This window comes from Veillonella montpellierensis DSM 17217 (assembly GCF_000426745.1).
In the GTDB taxonomy this organism is placed as follows: domain Bacteria; phylum Bacillota; class Negativicutes; order Veillonellales; family Veillonellaceae; genus Veillonella; species Veillonella montpellierensis.
On sequence record NZ_AUFY01000003.1, the window covers coordinates 94,284 to 111,475 of the forward strand.

Below are 17,192 nucleotides of genomic sequence, written 5' to 3' on the forward strand. Positions count from 1 at the left end.
CTTTCTCGTATATCTTCTTAATTAAACGAATAAATAGCACTGAATACAACATGCATAATCGCTATTACTAACTATATAATTATAAAGCTAGCTAGAAAACTATGAATTATTATAAAGGAGATTATATGTTACCATTTCAAGGAAAATATCCAAAATTAGATCCTAAGAGTTGTGTTATGCCGGGAGCAGAATTAGCCGGTGACGTAGAGTTGAAAGAATTTGCCTCTGTATGGCAGAATGTTGCCATTCGTGGTGATGTAAATAAAGTAGTAATTGGTCGTTATTCTAATGTACAAGATAATTCTGTATTACACGTTGATAGTGACAAGCCATGTATTCTAGGTGACTATGTGACTGTTGGACATGGTGCCATTGTTCATGCTAGTGTAATTGAAAATGATGTACTAATCGGAATGGGTGCCATTGTACTAAGTGGTTGTCATGTCGGCTCTGGTTCTATTATTGCTGCTGGCACTGTTGTCAAAGAAGGAACTATTATTCCTCCAAACTCACTCGTTGTAGGGCTTCCATCTCGTATTGCTCGCACCGATGCAACAATGATTAAAAAGATACATAATCAAGCATTAAAATATAAAGAATTATGGACTGTAGAATACGGTTTATTACCCGATTGTGGTGGCGAAACATTTGATCCAAATCAAGAAATTGTATAAACTGATTTTATAACCTATAAAAGATATAACATATCTACAATTCACAATTAGAAAAGTAAATCTGTTATAAATAAATCCCCCAACACTAATTTGTGTTGGGGGATTTATTGTGATACCTATAATTTCAGTATTAGTAGATAGTAACACCTATATCGCTATGTATGAACTATGTGTTTAATAGCATTCATATTTCTCATTGCAATGTCATTTAAATATATTTATAAATTTAACGACGTTCTTTAATTTCTTTCTGTAAATCGGCCATAAATGCTTTCCAGTCCATAGCTCCGATTTCGCCTTCTCCACGTTTACGAATCGATACAGTACCATCAGCCATTTCTTTATCACCTACAACTAACATATATGGAACTTTCTCCATTTGTGCTTGTCGAATTTTATAGCCAATTTTTTCATTCCGCACATCAGCTTCTACGCGAATATATTCAGCAGTCATAGCTTTTGCAATATTCTTAGCATACTCTGCTTGATGTTCACTAATAGCCATTATTTTTACTTGTACAGGCGCCATCCAAGTTGGGAATGCTCCAGCAAAGTGTTCTGTTAAAATACCAATAAACCGTTCTAGTGACCCAAAGCAAGCACGATGAATCATAACTGGTTGATGTTTTTGCCCATCTTCACCAATATATTCCATATTGAATCGTTCTGGTAAATTCATATCTAATTGAATCGTACCACATTGCCATGTACGACCAATTGAGTCTTCAATATGGTAATCTAATTTAGGTCCATAGAAAGCACCATCACCTTCATTAATAACATAAGAAATGCCCTTCGCTTCAATAGCTTCTCGTAACGCCTCTGTAGCTGCATCCCATATAGCATCATCACCCATAGCATTTTCCGGTTTTGTTGATAATTCTACATGATATTTTAATCCGAATTGACTATATGTACGATCAAATAGTTCAATAACTTTCATCAATTCTTCTTTCATCTGAGATGGTAACATAAATACATGGGCATCATCTTGTGTAAATGAACGTACACGGAATAAACCATGTAATGCACCGCTTAATTCATGACGATGAACTAACCCTAACTCTGCCATACGAATTGGTAAATCGCGATATGAATGAGGTTCATTTTTATATACTAATATGCCCCCAGGACAATTCATTGGCTTAATCGCATATTCTTCACCATCAATTTGTGTGGTATACATGTTTTCTCGATAGTGGAACCAATGGCCTGATGTTTCCCAAAGTTGACGGTTCAATATAATAGGAGTACGTATTTCTACATATTCAAATTCATGATGTAGCTCACGCCAAAAAGCTTCTAATTCATTACGAAGTGCCATGCCTTTTGGTAAAAAGAATGGAAATCCTGGACCCTCTTCTTTGATAACAAACAGTCCTAATTCTTTACCTAGTTTTCTGTGATCGCGTTTAGCCGCTTCTTCTAACAGTGCCAAATATTGATCTAAATCATCCTGCTTTTCAAACGCAGTTCCATAAATGCGTTGTAGCATTTTATTTTTTTCATCTCCACGCCAGTATGCACCTGCAATACTTTGTAATTTAAAAGCCTTTACCTTGCCTGTAGATGCTACATGTGGACCCGCGCAAAGATCAATAAAATCGCCCATAGCATATACTGAAATCTCTTCGTCTTCTGGTAAATCTCTAATTAATTCCACTTTATAATCTTCATTTTTATCTGCAAAGAATTCTAATGCTTCCTTACGAGACATAATTTGTTTTACTAAAGGATGATTTTCTTTAACGATTTTTTTCATTTCTTTTTCAATAGTCGTTAAATCTTCTGGTGTCAATACATGATCCATATCTATATCATAGTAAAATCCTTTTTCTATCGATGGACCAATGGCTAATTTAGCCTCTGGCCATAGTCGTTTAATCGCATCTGCTAAAACATGTGATGCCGTATGACGAAGTGTATCTTTACCACCTTGTTCTTCAAATGTCAAAAATTTAACATGACTACCATCTTCTATCTTTTCACGAAGGTCAATCGTTACTCCATCAACATCTGCAGCTAACACTTTTTTGGCTAAGCTATTAGATAATTGTTTTACTGCCTCTCCATACGTAGTACCTTCTGCATAACTTTTTTCGCTACCATCTGGTAAAATAATTTTTACATCTTTCATCTTACTTCCTCCTTATATTTTATAATAGTAAAACATATTATAAAATAGTATCTAATTTACTATATACTGCTCTTACAGATACATTGTCATATAGCTATGAATCAGTCTCACAAAGGTAATGAACTACGATACATACTATAGTAATTTTCTACAATAAAAAAAGACCTTCTCTTCCCTCTCACAAGGGACGAAGATCTATATCCGCGGTTCCACCCTAGTTAGTCTATTACCTGACTCACTTCTTAGAAAATAACGCTTCTTAGCGGATATACTTACTGCTTTCGGTTCCGTATATCAGTTTGAAGGGAGTAATTCTATAATATGTGTAAAGCCTTCCAGCAAACGGCTTCTCTCTAGAACACAAAATTACACAATCATGTCCTTCGCATTACTTTTAACAATATAATTTATGATAATATATACATATAAATATGTCAATACATAAAATTTCCATTTATCTGTAGTAATCTGTAATAGTCAAACATTTGTGATACAAACTATAGAGTTACTATACTCACCGTATTCTCACCTATGTATGTTTAATAACTAGCATCTATGATTTACTAATTATCTATATTAGCACCATACATATAAAATCATACATGGATACGTGTTATAAACTAATACATCAACTACTATAATACAACTATACGATACATTTATGGGCACAAAACTAGAATTACTATCGTCACCATAGAGCTCATCTATATATGTTTAATGACTAGTATCTATGATTCACTAATTATCTATATTAGAGCTATACATATAAAATCATACATGGATACGTGTTATAAACTAATACATCAACTACTATAATACAGAGCTATACGATACGTTTCTATCTAAATACCTACTATCAATATAGTTTTATACATAATAACTAAATTAAATTTATTCACGTTTATGACAGAAATCAACAAATTCTAATGTATCTAATGACAGTGATTTCAAAATTTGAATCACCACTGACCTAGTATCTTTTGTAGTGCGAATCACTGTAAGTCCTGTACTTGCATCTAGCGTAGTCATAACACCTAAATGCTCATACCCTTCTATAATCCGATTCACATAATTAGTATCACGAATATTAATTCTACAATAAACTGCGTCATCATCAATAGAACTAGAAATCTCTTCTACGCTTAACTTCATATATCTATACAACCCCATTTTCTTATAACTATAATAATGGCACAGATGGTTTCTCATATAACTCATAGACGATTATAGCAATGTAATAACTATGTAGAAACCCTACCTATTATACATCTATCTATTTTAAAAGTACTCCTGTATAGCCACAACTAAACGTATAGAAGTATAGTATACGTCATGACAAATACTATACTTCTATTGAATAGCCGTCTTATATAGTAACAATCTTCATAAAAGATTACCCTCTACGTAGTCTGTACTATGAAAGTAATACTTTCTATACTAAATCTATCAAGAATTCTTTAAATCGTTATGTAAAACGTTCTTTTTTATGCATATACTCACCATTATACTAATGACTACATCCAGAACAACCCATAGATTCACTACCGTCTACAGCTACTATCGCTTCTTCTTTCGTTTTACATTCCCTACGCATCATGGAATATGTTTCTAATGGTGTATCAATATATAAATGCACTTTCATTTGTGCATGTTTTGCCACATCAATTGGCTCACCGTCTTCATCAGTCATCTTGGTGATAGTGTGAGCCACAATAGTGCCGTGAGGTTGCATGAACTCAACTACATCTCCTACTTTAAAATTATTACGCTGTTCTAAATACGCATACCCTTCTGTTTCATTATATCCTGTTACTAATCCAATAAAGTCATGAGTTTGTGTGTTACTTGATTTGCCATAATTTTGAGCTGTTGCATCCGCCTTAGCAACAGAAAACCCTTCTGTATAAGGACGATGGGAAATTTTTTCTAATTCTTGAATCCATTCAGGGCGAACTCGATAATCATCGCCTTCTTCCAAATACGCATCAACTGCTTCACGATATACTTTAGTAACTGTTGCCGCATAATGAACAGATTTCATGCGACCTTCAATTTTTAAACTATCTACCCCTGCTTTAACTAAATCAGGAATATGTGCTAGTAAGCATAAATCTTTGGAATTAAAAATATAAGTCCCCATTTCATCTTCCTCAATCGGATAATATTCACCTGGTCGAGTCATTTCTACCAATGCGTATTTCCAACGACAAGCTTGTGCACATTGTCCACGATTAGCATCTCTTGTTCCTGTAAAATAATTACTTAATAAGCATCGACCAGAATAGGATATGCACATAGCACCGTGAACAAAAGCTTCTACATCAATATCAACTGTATCTTTTAATGTTCTAATATCGTCGATACTAACTTCACGAGCCATAACAACACGATCAGCTCCTAGTTGTTTCCAAAATGCAGCTGTTGCCCAGTTAGTAATATTGGCTTGTGTACTAATATGTATTTCCATATGTTTAATTAGAGGTTTCGCCAAATAAAACAAGCCTAAATCAGCTATTAATACAGCATCTACACCTATACCATCTAAATACTGAATATATTCCTCAAAACCTTCTAAATCTTTATTGTGTGGAATAATATTACAAGTAACATAGATTTTCTTTCCAAATGAATGAACAAACTCTACCGCTTCTTGTAATTCTTCCCGCGTAAAGTTAGAACTCCCAGCACGTAAGCCAAAAGTTTTACCCGCACAATATACTGCATCGGCCCCATAGCGGATTGCCATTTTCAACTTATCCATATTACCTGCTGGAGCTAATACTTCAATTTTAGGTTTCTTCATAATAATTGCCTTTCCAAACACTTACACTCATACCATCTCCTAATGGATAAATGGTAGTGTTAAATAATTCTTTATTTTCTATAAATGATAAATATTCTTCTAATCGTTTTGTAATTGTCTTAAAGCGACGTGGAGGTTTTTTATTACCTCTTACATAGCCTCTAAATAATACATTATCCGCTAAAATGACTGCATTCTCGCTTAAATGTGGCATAATACATTCTAATTGACGTAAATATTGGCCTTTAGGGCCATCTAAAAAAACTAAATCATACGATCCTTCTATAGTATGTAAAACATCAGTCGCATCACCTTGTAATAAAGTAATCTTATCATTATAGGGAGATTGATTCACATAATGCTGTGCCATCTTATGCCGAGTTACATCTAGTTCAATTGAGGTAATATGTCCACATGATTTTATATTACTAGCAATTAATAGTGTGGAATATCCAATCGCTGTACCGATTTCTAACACAGATGTAGGGCGATATAAACTAATGATTTCTTCAAATAAATGTATTTCTGATTCACGTAAAATAGGTACTGCATTAACTACTGCATATACTCGTTGTTCATTCAGAATCTCCGTCATTTCCATAAATACTATCCACTACTTTCAAATGTTCTTCATAGGTTTTACTAAAATGATTATGTCCTTCTTTATCTGCTACAAAATATAAATAATCTGTAGGTGGTGCATATAATACTGCATCCATTGATTTTTTCCCGGGATTTGCAATAGGTCCTGGTGGATACCCCTTAACTACATATGTATTATACGGGCTCTGTAATTTTGTATCTGCTAATGTAATATGTGCTTTGGGATACCCTAGCACATACGCAATCGTCGCGTCCGACTGCAACGGCACACCTTCTTGAATACGTTTTTTAAACACTGCCGCAATAGTAGCTCTATCTTCATCAAATCGTGCTTCTTTTTCTACAAGGGAAGCCAATGTAACAAATTCAAAAATCGTCATATGATCTTTTTTCAATTGTTCTTTCACATCGTTTGTAAAATAATCATTCATTTCAGATGACATAATTTTTAATATATCACGAGCTGATGAATTAACAGGAATATCATAGGTACTAGGAAACAAAAATCCTTCTACACGATACGTCACTGGTTTTGTACTATTCATATATGAATAAGGCATGTAATCTTTAGCCGCTTCTAAAAAATCTTTAGCACTAACGATTTGTTTTTTTTCTAATTCAATAGCAATTTCTCCAATAGTATATCCTTCTGGAATTGTTATGTGCACAGATTTAACTCGTCCTTTTTGTAGTAAATGAATTAAATCGTATACATTAATATGTGCTGGTATTTGGTAATACCCAGTTTGCAGCTTATGCGTGTCACCACTGAGACGGAGCGCTAACCGAAATGCAAGAGGAGATCGAATTAGTCCTTTTTCATATAAGGCGTTAGTAATATCTGATCCTGTTTCATCATTTTGAATGATTAAAACTTGTGTGTCTTTCGTATTATCCCATGTATTAGGTAGGAAAAATATACCTAACAAGCCAAGAATAACAATACTAAGAATAATAGTAAAAATCGTTACAAAGATCTTCTTTTTAGCAGTCATATAGTAATTCCTTTCTAAATTATACATGTTATTATACCATATCCTTATAATAACAACAAAAATAGGGTTCCTTATGAAAGGAATCCTATTTTTAACGTTAATTTATAGTAAGAATGTCATATACGTATATGCATCAATTCATAATGCTACCATCGATACAAACGATATCTATATTACTCTTATAAAAAACTATACGCACACAATCATCAGTGATAAAAATATGATACTACTATATCTACATACATGTATCAAAATCGATAGATTCGATTATAAATCTTCACCATATTCAGCCATAACTAAATCTGCTACTGCATTAAATTCTTCTTCTGTAGGTTCTACATAAATATCTTCCCCATCTTCTTGGTCTTTTCGACAAATCATAATAGCTGGCTCATCATTATGTACATCTTCTGTAGGGATTAATACAGCATATTCTATATCATTATATGTAACTGTTCTAAATTCGATAAATTCAACAATACCATCTTCTGTATCAAATTGTACCACTGGATATTCCATATCTAATTCTTCTGCGGACATTGGGCCCTCCTATTGCTTCTTCATAGTATCTAATCTTGCTAAATAGCCTTGCAAAATAACAACAGCTGCCATTTTATCAATTACAAGTTTTCTTTTTTTACGGCTAACATCTGCAAAAATCAATGATTTTTCAGCCATAACTGTCGACAATCGTTCATCCCAAAATATAACTGGCACATGAATCACTTCTTGCATCTTATGTACAAATTCTTCTGTCTTTTCTGCGCGATCACCCTTAGTACCATTCATATTTTTTGGCATTCCTACAACTAATTGGTAAACTTCATATTCCTCTATTAATTCTTGCAAACGTTGGAAATCATTAGCTAAAGAAGTACGCCGTATAGTCTCAATTCCCTGTGCCGTCATTAGCAATGCATCACTGCAAGCAACACCTATTGTACGACTTCCTACATCAAGTGACATAATGCGCATATTATAAACCCTTAGCTTTTACATAACCAGTTACAAGTTCTTCAATAATCTCATCCCGTTCTAATCGTCGAATATTAGAACGTGCGTTATTATAACTTGTAATATACGTTGGATCACCTGAAATTAGATACCCTACGATTTGATTGACAGGATTATATCCCTTCTCTTTTAAAGAGCGATATACATCACTTAAAATTTGATCTGGTGTAATCTCCACATCATCAACTTTTTTAAACATCATAGTTTCATCAGATATACTCACGGTAACCCCTCCTTTATAATAAATTCATCATATATTCATTATACTACATTTTGTCTACACGATAATACTCAAGTATATAATAAATTCTCTATAAATTATGTAAATCTACAAATATTCATAATTACTCATACTATCCTATGTCAATCAATAGATTATAATTCTAGGCAGACCTCTAAGAATTGAGCTACTATCATTTTACCATATGGCAAATAGTTTCTTTACCTACTGTTAATGCATCGTCTAAGGACTCTGGATTTTTACCACCAGCTTGTGCCATATCAGGACGTCCGCCGCCATTACCACCTGCAGTCTGTGCTACGGCTTTGACAATGTTACCAGCATGAATCCCCTTGTCTAACACGTCTTTAGTTGCCATGCAAACAAAATTTACCTTGTCTCCAATAGCAGCTCCTAATAAAACAACACCTGACTGAACGGTATCTCGCACCATATCAGCTTGTTGTCGCAATTCATTCATATCATTTGCTGAAACAGATGCCACTACCGCTGTTACAGAATTAACTGTAAATTTATGATTTAAAATACTATCAAGACTCGATGTAGCCAGTTCTTTTTTTGCCATTGCTAGGGCATGTTCAGTTTCTTTTGCCTCTGCCAAAACTTGTGTCATCCGTTCTACAATGGTAGCGGGTTTTGTCTTTAATTGATCTGCTAAATGATGAATAATCTGTCTATCCGCCTGTGCCATATCGATAGCTGCTTTACCAGTAACTGCTTCAATACGACGGACGCCTGCGCCAGTACCAGATTCAGAGGTAATCCGAAATGTTCCTACTACAGCCGTATTTGGTACATGAGAGCCGCCACAAAGTTCAACGCTAAAGTCAGGTACGGTAACTACTCGAACACGATCACCGTATTTGTCACCGAATAAAGCCATGGCACCTTTTGCTTTTGCTTCCTCCATAGACATTTCTTGAATATCTAGTGCTTTCATCGCTAATATTTGTTCATTAACAAGTGCTTCAATTCGTGTCAATTCATCAGCTGTAACTGGAGAAAAATGAGTAAAGTCAAATCGTAAATACTCTGGCGTTACTAATGAACCAGCTTGATTTACATGAGTTCCTAATACTTGTTTTAATGCAGCATGCAATAAGTGTGTTGCCGTATGATTACGTGCCATAGATAATCGACGTGTTGTATCTACATCAAACGACACTGTCTCACCATCTGATATACTACCTTCTACAACAGTTCCTATGTGATACACGGTTCCTTCTGGCAATCGTTTTGTATTGTGAATTTCAACTTTTCCCATGGGACCCATCATATAACCAGTGTCGCCTAATTGACCGCCACCTTCTGCATGAAATGGTGTTTCTCTCACAATAATAGTCACATCTTCACCATCTGTAGCTATTTTCACGCGTTCAGTTCCCTTGCCAATCATCAAAATATTAGAATCTGTTGCTGTTTCATTTTCTGTTAACGTTTCATGCGCCAAAAATTTAATTTCTGGAGTCATAACCTTAGCATCCACATCAGCTCTAGCTTCTCTGGCACGTATCCGTTGTTCATTCATAGCGCTTTCAAATCCGTCATGGTCGATGTATAAACCTGCTTCCTTGGCAATTTCCTCTGTTAATTCCCAAGGGAACCCATAGGTATCATATAATTTAAACACTTCTACGCCTGGAACAACATCAGATTTTTCCTCTTTTAATTTTTCAATTAAGGAATGTAATAAATCTAGACCTTGTGCTAATGTTTGATTAAAACGCTCTTCTTCGTTAGCAACAACACGTTTTATAAAATCTTGTTTTTCCAATAAATTAGGTACATGTCCACCTAAAATATCCATGACAGTATCGACTAACGATGTTAAAAACTGACCATTAATACCTAATAGCCGTCCATGGCGAACAGCACGTCGTAAAATGCGGCGCAATACGTATCCACGGCCTTCATTAGATGGTAGTACACCATCTGAAATTAAAACACTGCAAGCACGAATATGATCGGCAATTACTTTTAAAGATACATCAGTATTATCATCTTCATGATACGTAACATGAGCCATTTCTGCAGTTCGTTCAATTAATGGGAATATTAAATCTGTTTCAAAGTTGCTTTCACATTCTTGTAACACAGATGCTAATCGTTCAAGCCCTGCACCAGTATCAATATTTTTTTGTGCTAATGGTTCATAATTGCCATCTGCAGTGCGATTAAATTGAGTAAATACCAAATTCCAAATTTCTAAATAACGATCACAATCACAACCTGGTTGACAAGTCGGCTCACCACAGCCACGTTCTGGACCTAGGTCATAGAAAATTTCAGAATCTGGTCCACATGGACCTTCTCCAATTTCCCAAAAATTATCTTCTAATTTAAAAATATGACTTTCTTCTACACCACAGTCTAACCAATTATCCATAGCCTCTTGGTCATCCGGATATACTGTTACATATAGCTTTGATTTATCTAATTTAATAACTTCTGTTAAAAACTCCCAAGCCCAATGAATTGCTTCTGTTTTAAAGTAATCTCCAAAAGAGAAATTACCTAGCATTTCAAAAAATGTATGATGTCGTGCTGTACGACCTACATTGTCAAGATCTCCTGTACGAATTGATTTTTGGCAAGTAGTAATACGTGTGCGAGGAGGTGTCAATTTACCTGTAAAAAAAGGTTTTAATGGTGCCATACCTGCCCCAATCAATAATAAGGACGGATCATTTTCTGGCACTAATGAAAAACTATCTAGTTTTAGATGTCCTTTACTTTCAAAAAAATCCAAATAAGCCTTACGAAGGTCATTACCTTTCATATACATATTTCCAGCCTCCTGTTGTTCATTTCTATCTGAATCTATCTACATAGAATCAATTATAAAGCGTCTCTTTATTTTACTATACTTAATAAATTTTTTCTATACCTAATCAGAAAGTAATATACTATACCTTTTTTCATTGATATATGGTTATATAATAATAAATAAATAATTGATATATACCTACTATTTTCCATCAATTTCTATTACTATCTTCTCTATTATTAGAATTATTATATGTGATATACATCGCCATGTTATATCCACAAGTACTACCTATAATAGAACTTTTCACTAACTGAAAAAAGTCACATACGAACTAAAAGTGATTCGTCAACCCCTAATAAGAACACTTCTTGTTCGTATGTAACTCATTTTTATACTCATATAGTGATACATAACAAATTATTTCATAACTCGTCTTGCTCCAAGATATCGTTCATGCCAATATCCAGAATCTAAGTCTGCTATGGCTACGCCACGACTAGTAGTAGCACTAATAAATTTACCATTTCCCACATAAATACCTGAATGAGAGGCGCCTGGTTCGTAGGTTTCAAAAAACACTAAATCACCAGGTCTCAAATTTGAACGAGATACATTTTGACCTACTTCATATTGTTCATCTGCTAAGCGCGGTAATGTAATTCCCGCCTTTGCAAATACATATTTAGTATACCCTGAGCAATCAAATCCTCGCGGTGTATTACCACCGAACACATAAGGAACACCTTTATATCGGTCCGCTTCTGCTAATAATGCCTTTACATCTTTCGTAAGACCTACATTAGCTGGAACACTATGATTAGTAACTTTTTTTACCTTTTTTTTCGCTTTTGATGAACCAGCATTCTTTCCTATTGGTTTTCCCATTAATGCTTTATAGGTAGCAGGCCCTACAATACCATCCACTTCTAAACCATGATCCTTTTGAAATAAGCGGACAGCCCATTTAGTTTCTTTGCCATATGTACCTTGTTTATCAAAAGCTTTATAACCTTTTTTGATTAATTGCTTTTGAATCGACGTGACAACCTTTCCTTGGTCACCCATTCCATAAGAGGCACTTGCTAGTATCGTTACGCACCATGCAAACATAATGGTTAAGGCTAACACCCTAATTATATTAGATTTAGAGTTCATATCTGCCCTCACTTCTAGTTGTATATATTACGCTTTTTATTATCTGTATCACAATTAATAGTACTGCGAACCCAATATAGTGGCCTATGTTTAACTTCTTCAAATACACGTCCCACATACTCACCAATAATACCTATGCCAATAAGCTGAATTCCACCGAGAAAAAAAATTGCCATTCCCAACGTAGTCCAACCATTAACTGCTTCTCCGCTGAAATATACATATAAAATATGTAAAATCATTAATAAGCTTAGTAATCCACATAATATACCTACATATAAAGCCATTCTAAGTGGAGCTCTAGAAAATGCAGCAATGCCATCTAAGGCAAAACGAATCATTTTTCGTATACTAAATTTAGATTTTCCTGCAAAACGCGGTGGTGCCACAAAATGAAGTTCTGCTTGTCTGTAGCCTAAATCACCTACAATACCTCGCAAAAATCGACCATGTTCACGAAACCGTTTCAATGTTTCTAATGATTTTCGATTCATTAATCGGAAATCAGACCCACCTTCAACGATGGGCACTTCTGCCATTTTATTCATAAGTTTATAATAATATTTAGATGTAATGGCCTTAGCCCAACTAGCATCTTCAGTAGAATCACGAATCGTTCTAACTACATCATAACCTTGCTCCCATAGTTGAACTAACTGAGGTATTAATGCTGGAGGATGTTGCATATCGCCATCCATAGTAATGACGGCCTCTCCAGTAGCATAATCAAGACCACATGTTAATGCTAACTGATGTCCAAAGTTGCGTGCTAAGAGCAGCACTTTAACACGACAGTCTTTTCTTGCCAAATCACGAAGTAACAAAGAAGAGCTATCTGACGATCCATCATCAACAAATATAACCTCATAATCATATGCTAATGCATTCATTTCTGTCACTACAGCATCATAAAATACTTTTATATTATCCTCTTCATTATAAACAGGTACTACAATCGATAGTAACATAGTTACCTCCTCTTTTATTTCTTTTATATTTTACTAAAAAATTCACACTTAAGCAAATTTATACAATTTTGTCATGCTATAAGATAGGTGTTAAACGCTCATTGTAGCACCTATCTATTTCCTCAAATATAAGAAATATAGGCATCTCTAGCTTCTATATCATGTCTAATTTTCATAAAATTATTTATTCGACACTCTTTATGTTCTTTCTAATATATACTATAATATATGTTATCTCTCTTATCTCTATGAATGTAGAATATAGTATTAGAAAGGAGTTCTGCTCATATTATTTTCTATGATCAGAAATTATATATGTATACGCAAATAAATAATTATATCCAAAACATATGGTCATCCCATCGTAATTTTCTATATCTTCTATTGATATCCCTTATTGTTTATCTCGCAGGTAATCATATGATTACCATTACTGATCCAGTAGAGTCAAACTATGTACTAACCGCCAAAAATATGATTGATATTAACGAATATCTATCTCCCTATATCTTAAATCATTACTGGTATGACAAACCTATTTTTTACTACTGGGAGTTAATTGCTAGTTATAAACTCTTTGGCTTTAGCAACTTTACCAGTCGTCTTCCATCAGTCATAACAAGTTTACTAGCACTTATTGTAGCATATACATCTGTCAATCACATACTTTCAAAAAAAATAGCCCTCACGACTACGATTATCTTGGCAAGTTCGTTTGAGTTTTGGCTACTTTCTAAAACAGCGATTACAGATATGACACTATTCTTATTTATAATATCCACCTTATTATTATTTTATATAGGCTATACGTCAAACACTCACAAATCTAACTATTATCGATTAGCCTATGTGTGTGCAGCTTTTGCCATATTAACAAAAGGTCCCATTGGTTTTCTTCTTCCTGGACTAATTATCCTCATTTTTTTACTGTTACAGCGAAATCTAAAAGAATTATTACACTTGCAATTGCCATTAGGTCTTATCATTGTTTGTGTCGTAGGTGGTAGTTGGTATATGTACATGTATATAACCCATGGTATTGCATTTATTGATACTTTCTTCGGCGTACACAACATGTTACGAGTAACACAATCAGAGCATCCAAAACAAAATGTATGGTATTTTTACATCATAATTACAATCATCGCTACATTCCCTTGGGGCATAGTATCAGTATATCAATGGATACGCACAATACCCAACATATCACATCTCTATATAAAAATTAAATCTTTATTTAGTAAACATGATCCGTTGTCAACATTTCTATGGGTATGGGCCTTAACAACTATTCTAGTATTTCAATGTGTAGCTACCAAATACACGACATATACATTTCCCGCTCTATTTCCTTTAACTCTATTAATCGCTCGTTCCTTGCAATGGAATCTAAAAACTATATCTCGTGTAGCAGCAGTCATCGGTACTATCTATATCATACTCTCCATTACCATCGTTCCCGTGTTAACTACCAACGCCTCTGGCTTTGTTATTAGTCAATATCTTAATCAATATGCTAATCCATCTTCCATTGTTGTTAATACTAACACCTATTATAATTCAGTTAATATTTACAGTCATTTTACTAATTATAGATTATCTACGCAAAGTAATATGCCTAGTAATAAAACAAATACAATCAGTTGGGATGTTCTGTACTTTATGCCTTTTAAAGATGTAGAAACATTACCACTCACTAAAGATGTCTATTTAATAACAACGAAACCAATCGAATCGATTGATATCATCAAAGATAAAGAATCCTGGCATGTATGTGTCACTACTGGCAATCAATTTTTATATTGCCGAAAAGCTAATGATAATTAATTTTCTGATGAATCGGATTAGAATATATTCTCTTAATACGACACCATCTTCCTCTCTATCTACGGCTATATATTATAATACATACCTATTTCTAATATATAAATAGTATCGCCGTTAACATACTAGATTAACTACTAGGCTAAACTCATACTAAAATTACAAACAAACTCCATCTATCCCATTTTCATCTACATAGCTATCATGAATGACCAAAATTATATACTATATTCATAGTAAACTCTAAGAACAATAAAAACACCTTCAACTACATTTGTAGATGAAGGTGTTTTATTTTCACTATATGTAATTGTTATCTTATATCGTTGATCCTATACAAAAACACTCTTAATCATACGAAAACAGATATATAAACTAATTCTTAATAAGATAATTATAATATGCCATACAGATTAGTCTATATTATAAATCAGCTGCATCAATATATTTTTGTAGTTCTTCTTCCGCTTCTATAATATCTTCATTAAATGCACCAGCAACAGCCGGATAGCGGCCAACTTCGATGGTGTGAACGATAGCATCATCTCTACCATTTTTGTAGATACCAATCCAAATACCAGAAAATTCACTTTCAAACCATTCGACAGGCTGATCCGTTTCATCAAAACGAATCGTTATATTCCCTTTTCCCAGTGTTTCTAGTAATTCTATTTGTTCTGATTCGCTCAATCCCGTTTTTTCTACATACAAAGTATACGTATTGCCTTGTTCACGAAAATCTTTCATGGCGTTTTTCAACTCATTTAAAACAGCTTGAAGATTTGATAAGGAATTAGTCATCTCGTTTTTTTACCTCCACGCCCCATTCCATTAAAACATGTATAACTCGCGAAATCACTTCTGGTAATACCTTTGCTACTACAGAAGACGGTTCGAGACCGATTTCTAAGGAAAATGGTTCTACCCCTATTACAGTAGCTGCTTCTAATGGTTCTTCTTGCAGTGCACGAATACGTAAAATATCTTGTATTCCCACTTCATGGGCAGAAATATTTTTTGTAAAATAATTTTCTACTTCTTGATGTGTAAACTCATACACTGTACCTGGTTCTTCTCCTCCATTAATAGCATCTACTAAAATGAGTCGCTTCATGCCATCCATATAGGATAACAATTCCATTCCCATCGTTCCACCATCAATAATATTAATAGCTGGAGTAAAAAAGTAGTTATCTTTCAATGTATTAATAACATGAACGCCAAGGCCTTCGTCTGTTAATAAAATATTCCCGACTCCTAACAATGTAATTGTATTATTTTCTGGCAACATCATCTTCATCCTCTATATCATGCATATCAATAGGGTCATGCGCATAATATTTCATACCAGTTACCATGCTTGATACTTCACCAGACTCTTCCATAACATCTTCACGAAATGCCATATATACATGAATAACTGTAAACAACAAGAAAATCCATGCAATATAATGGTGAATAATGTGTACTCGATATTCTCCAATCATAGCATTAATAGGGTTAAATATAACAGCAATCCAACTATGAGGTTCTACCATAGCATACATAGCAAATCCAGTAACTATCTCGAAGAAAAATAATACATATACCATCATATAACTTGTACGAGCTAAAGAATTCCTCAAATATGTATCATAATGCTTCTGTGGTAACATTAAGTAGTGAATCGTTGTTTCTCGTAAACCGCGCCAATATAGTTTTTGATTAAATTTAGGCATCAATCGATCGCCACGGTTTCTAATCGCACCAGCAATTCTAAAAATAAAAGAAAAAGTTAAAATAAACCCAGCGATAAAATGGATACGTCGTATCATTTCCATAGAAAACCAGTTATTGATTGCAAAAGTTGGTTCCTTACCAATCAAACCTGCAAAGCCAGGATCTCCAATATATAGACCTGTCCAGAATAATGCAGTCACGCTCAATACCATTAGCCAATGAAAAATGCGTAGCCACAAACTAAAAACTACATAGGCCTTTTTATCAGAATGAATTAGCATTGTTATGT

The 17,192-nt window shown here is 34.1% G+C and carries 16 protein-coding genes and 1 other annotated feature; of the genes, 2 read left to right on the top strand and 14 right to left on the bottom strand.

The genetic code is table 11. The annotated features are described in order from the left end of the window. The first annotated feature begins 125 nt into the window (after window positions 1-125). On the top strand, window positions 126-674 hold the full coding sequence (locus tag K357_RS0102080) for a gamma carbonic anhydrase family protein (protein ID WP_028257239.1): 549 nt from the start codon (window positions 126-128) through the stop codon (window positions 672-674). A 226-nt stretch (window positions 675-900) separates the two neighbouring features. Here K357_RS0102080 and thrS read toward each other — a convergent pair whose 3' ends face one another. From thrS to K357_RS0102135, 11 genes are all read right to left on the bottom strand, one after another. Further along, window positions 901-2,811: a threonine--tRNA ligase gene (gene thrS / locus K357_RS0102085; protein ID WP_028257240.1), complete on the bottom strand. Its 1,911-nt coding sequence runs from the start codon at window positions 2,809-2,811 to the stop codon at window positions 901-903. 180 nt (window positions 2,812-2,991) lie between these two features. Next, window positions 2,992-3,209, bottom strand: a binding site (T-box leader). Between the two features lie 493 nt (window positions 3,210-3,702). Beyond that, complete coding sequence (locus K357_RS0102090; RefSeq protein ID WP_051211997.1) at window positions 3,703-3,963, bottom strand: DUF4911 domain-containing protein; 261 nt, start codon at window positions 3,961-3,963, stop codon at window positions 3,703-3,705. Window positions 3,964-4,318: 355 nt separating this feature from the next. After that, the gene (locus tag K357_RS08560; protein ID WP_051211999.1) at window positions 4,319-5,614 is read right to left on the bottom strand and encodes a peptidase U32 family protein; all 1,296 of its coding nucleotides are present in this window, start codon (window positions 5,612-5,614) and stop codon (window positions 4,319-4,321) included. Then, window positions 5,601-6,215 (bottom strand): O-methyltransferase, encoded by a 615-nt coding sequence (locus K357_RS0102100; RefSeq protein ID WP_028257242.1) that lies wholly within the window; start codon window positions 6,213-6,215, stop codon window positions 5,601-5,603. Before K357_RS0102100 ends, K357_RS08560 begins: the two co-directional genes overlap by 14 nt. Beyond that, the gene (gene mltG, locus K357_RS0102105; RefSeq protein ID WP_028257243.1) at window positions 6,190-7,212 is read right to left on the bottom strand and encodes an endolytic transglycosylase MltG; all 1,023 of its coding nucleotides are present in this window, start codon (window positions 7,210-7,212) and stop codon (window positions 6,190-6,192) included. The genes K357_RS0102100 and mltG overlap by 26 nt, the downstream gene beginning before the upstream one ends. 267 nt (window positions 7,213-7,479) lie before the next feature. Continuing rightward, a complete protein-coding gene (locus K357_RS0102110) occupies window positions 7,480-7,752 on the bottom strand; it encodes a DUF1292 domain-containing protein (RefSeq protein WP_028257244.1) in 273 nt (90 codons plus the stop codon). A gap of 9 nt (window positions 7,753-7,761) precedes the next feature. Beyond that, the gene (gene ruvX / locus K357_RS0102115) at window positions 7,762-8,187 is read right to left on the bottom strand and encodes a Holliday junction resolvase RuvX (protein WP_028257245.1); all 426 of its coding nucleotides are present in this window, start codon (window positions 8,185-8,187) and stop codon (window positions 7,762-7,764) included. Between the two features lies 1 nt (window position 8,188). Next, entirely contained in the window at window positions 8,189-8,449 is a 261-nt protein-coding gene (locus K357_RS0102120; RefSeq protein ID WP_028257246.1) for an IreB family regulatory phosphoprotein, read from the bottom strand. A 190-nt stretch (window positions 8,450-8,639) separates the two neighbouring features. Beyond that, entirely contained in the window at window positions 8,640-11,246 is a 2,607-nt protein-coding gene (alaS, locus tag K357_RS0102125; protein ID WP_028257247.1) for an alanine--tRNA ligase, read from the bottom strand. Between the two features lie 408 nt (window positions 11,247-11,654). Next, window positions 11,655-12,392 carry a C40 family peptidase gene (locus K357_RS0102130; RefSeq protein WP_028257248.1) on the bottom strand — a complete coding sequence of 246 codons (738 nt, stop codon included), beginning with the start codon at window positions 12,390-12,392 and terminating at the stop codon, window positions 11,655-11,657. A gap of 14 nt (window positions 12,393-12,406) precedes the next feature. Further along, the gene (locus K357_RS0102135) at window positions 12,407-13,360 is read right to left on the bottom strand and encodes a glycosyltransferase family 2 protein (protein WP_028257249.1); all 954 of its coding nucleotides are present in this window, start codon (window positions 13,358-13,360) and stop codon (window positions 12,407-12,409) included. Between the two features lie 420 nt (window positions 13,361-13,780). Here K357_RS0102135 and K357_RS08565 point away from each other — a divergent pair, with 420 nt between their 5' ends. Then, a complete protein-coding gene (locus tag K357_RS08565; RefSeq protein WP_051211989.1) occupies window positions 13,781-15,187 on the top strand; it encodes an ArnT family glycosyltransferase in 1,407 nt (468 codons plus the stop codon). Window positions 15,188-15,607: 420 nt separating this feature from the next. Here the strand turns inward: K357_RS08565 and K357_RS0102145 are convergent, their stop codons facing one another. The 3 genes from K357_RS0102145 to cybH are packed head-to-tail and all read right to left on the bottom strand — an operon-like array spanning window position 15,608 to window position 17,184. After that, window positions 15,608-15,985 carry a hydrogenase expression/formation C-terminal domain-containing protein gene (locus tag K357_RS0102145; RefSeq protein WP_028257250.1) on the bottom strand — a complete coding sequence of 126 codons (378 nt, stop codon included), beginning with the start codon at window positions 15,983-15,985 and terminating at the stop codon, window positions 15,608-15,610. Then, a complete protein-coding gene (locus tag K357_RS0102150) occupies window positions 15,978-16,475 on the bottom strand; it encodes a HyaD/HybD family hydrogenase maturation endopeptidase (RefSeq protein ID WP_081658376.1) in 498 nt (165 codons plus the stop codon). Before K357_RS0102150 ends, K357_RS0102145 begins: the two co-directional genes overlap by 8 nt. After that, window positions 16,459-17,184, bottom strand: a complete 726-nt coding sequence (cybH, locus tag K357_RS0102155) for a Ni/Fe-hydrogenase, b-type cytochrome subunit (protein ID WP_028257252.1) — start codon at window positions 17,182-17,184, stop codon at window positions 16,459-16,461. The genes K357_RS0102150 and cybH overlap by 17 nt, the downstream gene beginning before the upstream one ends. Between the last annotated feature and the right edge of the window lie 8 nt (window positions 17,185-17,192).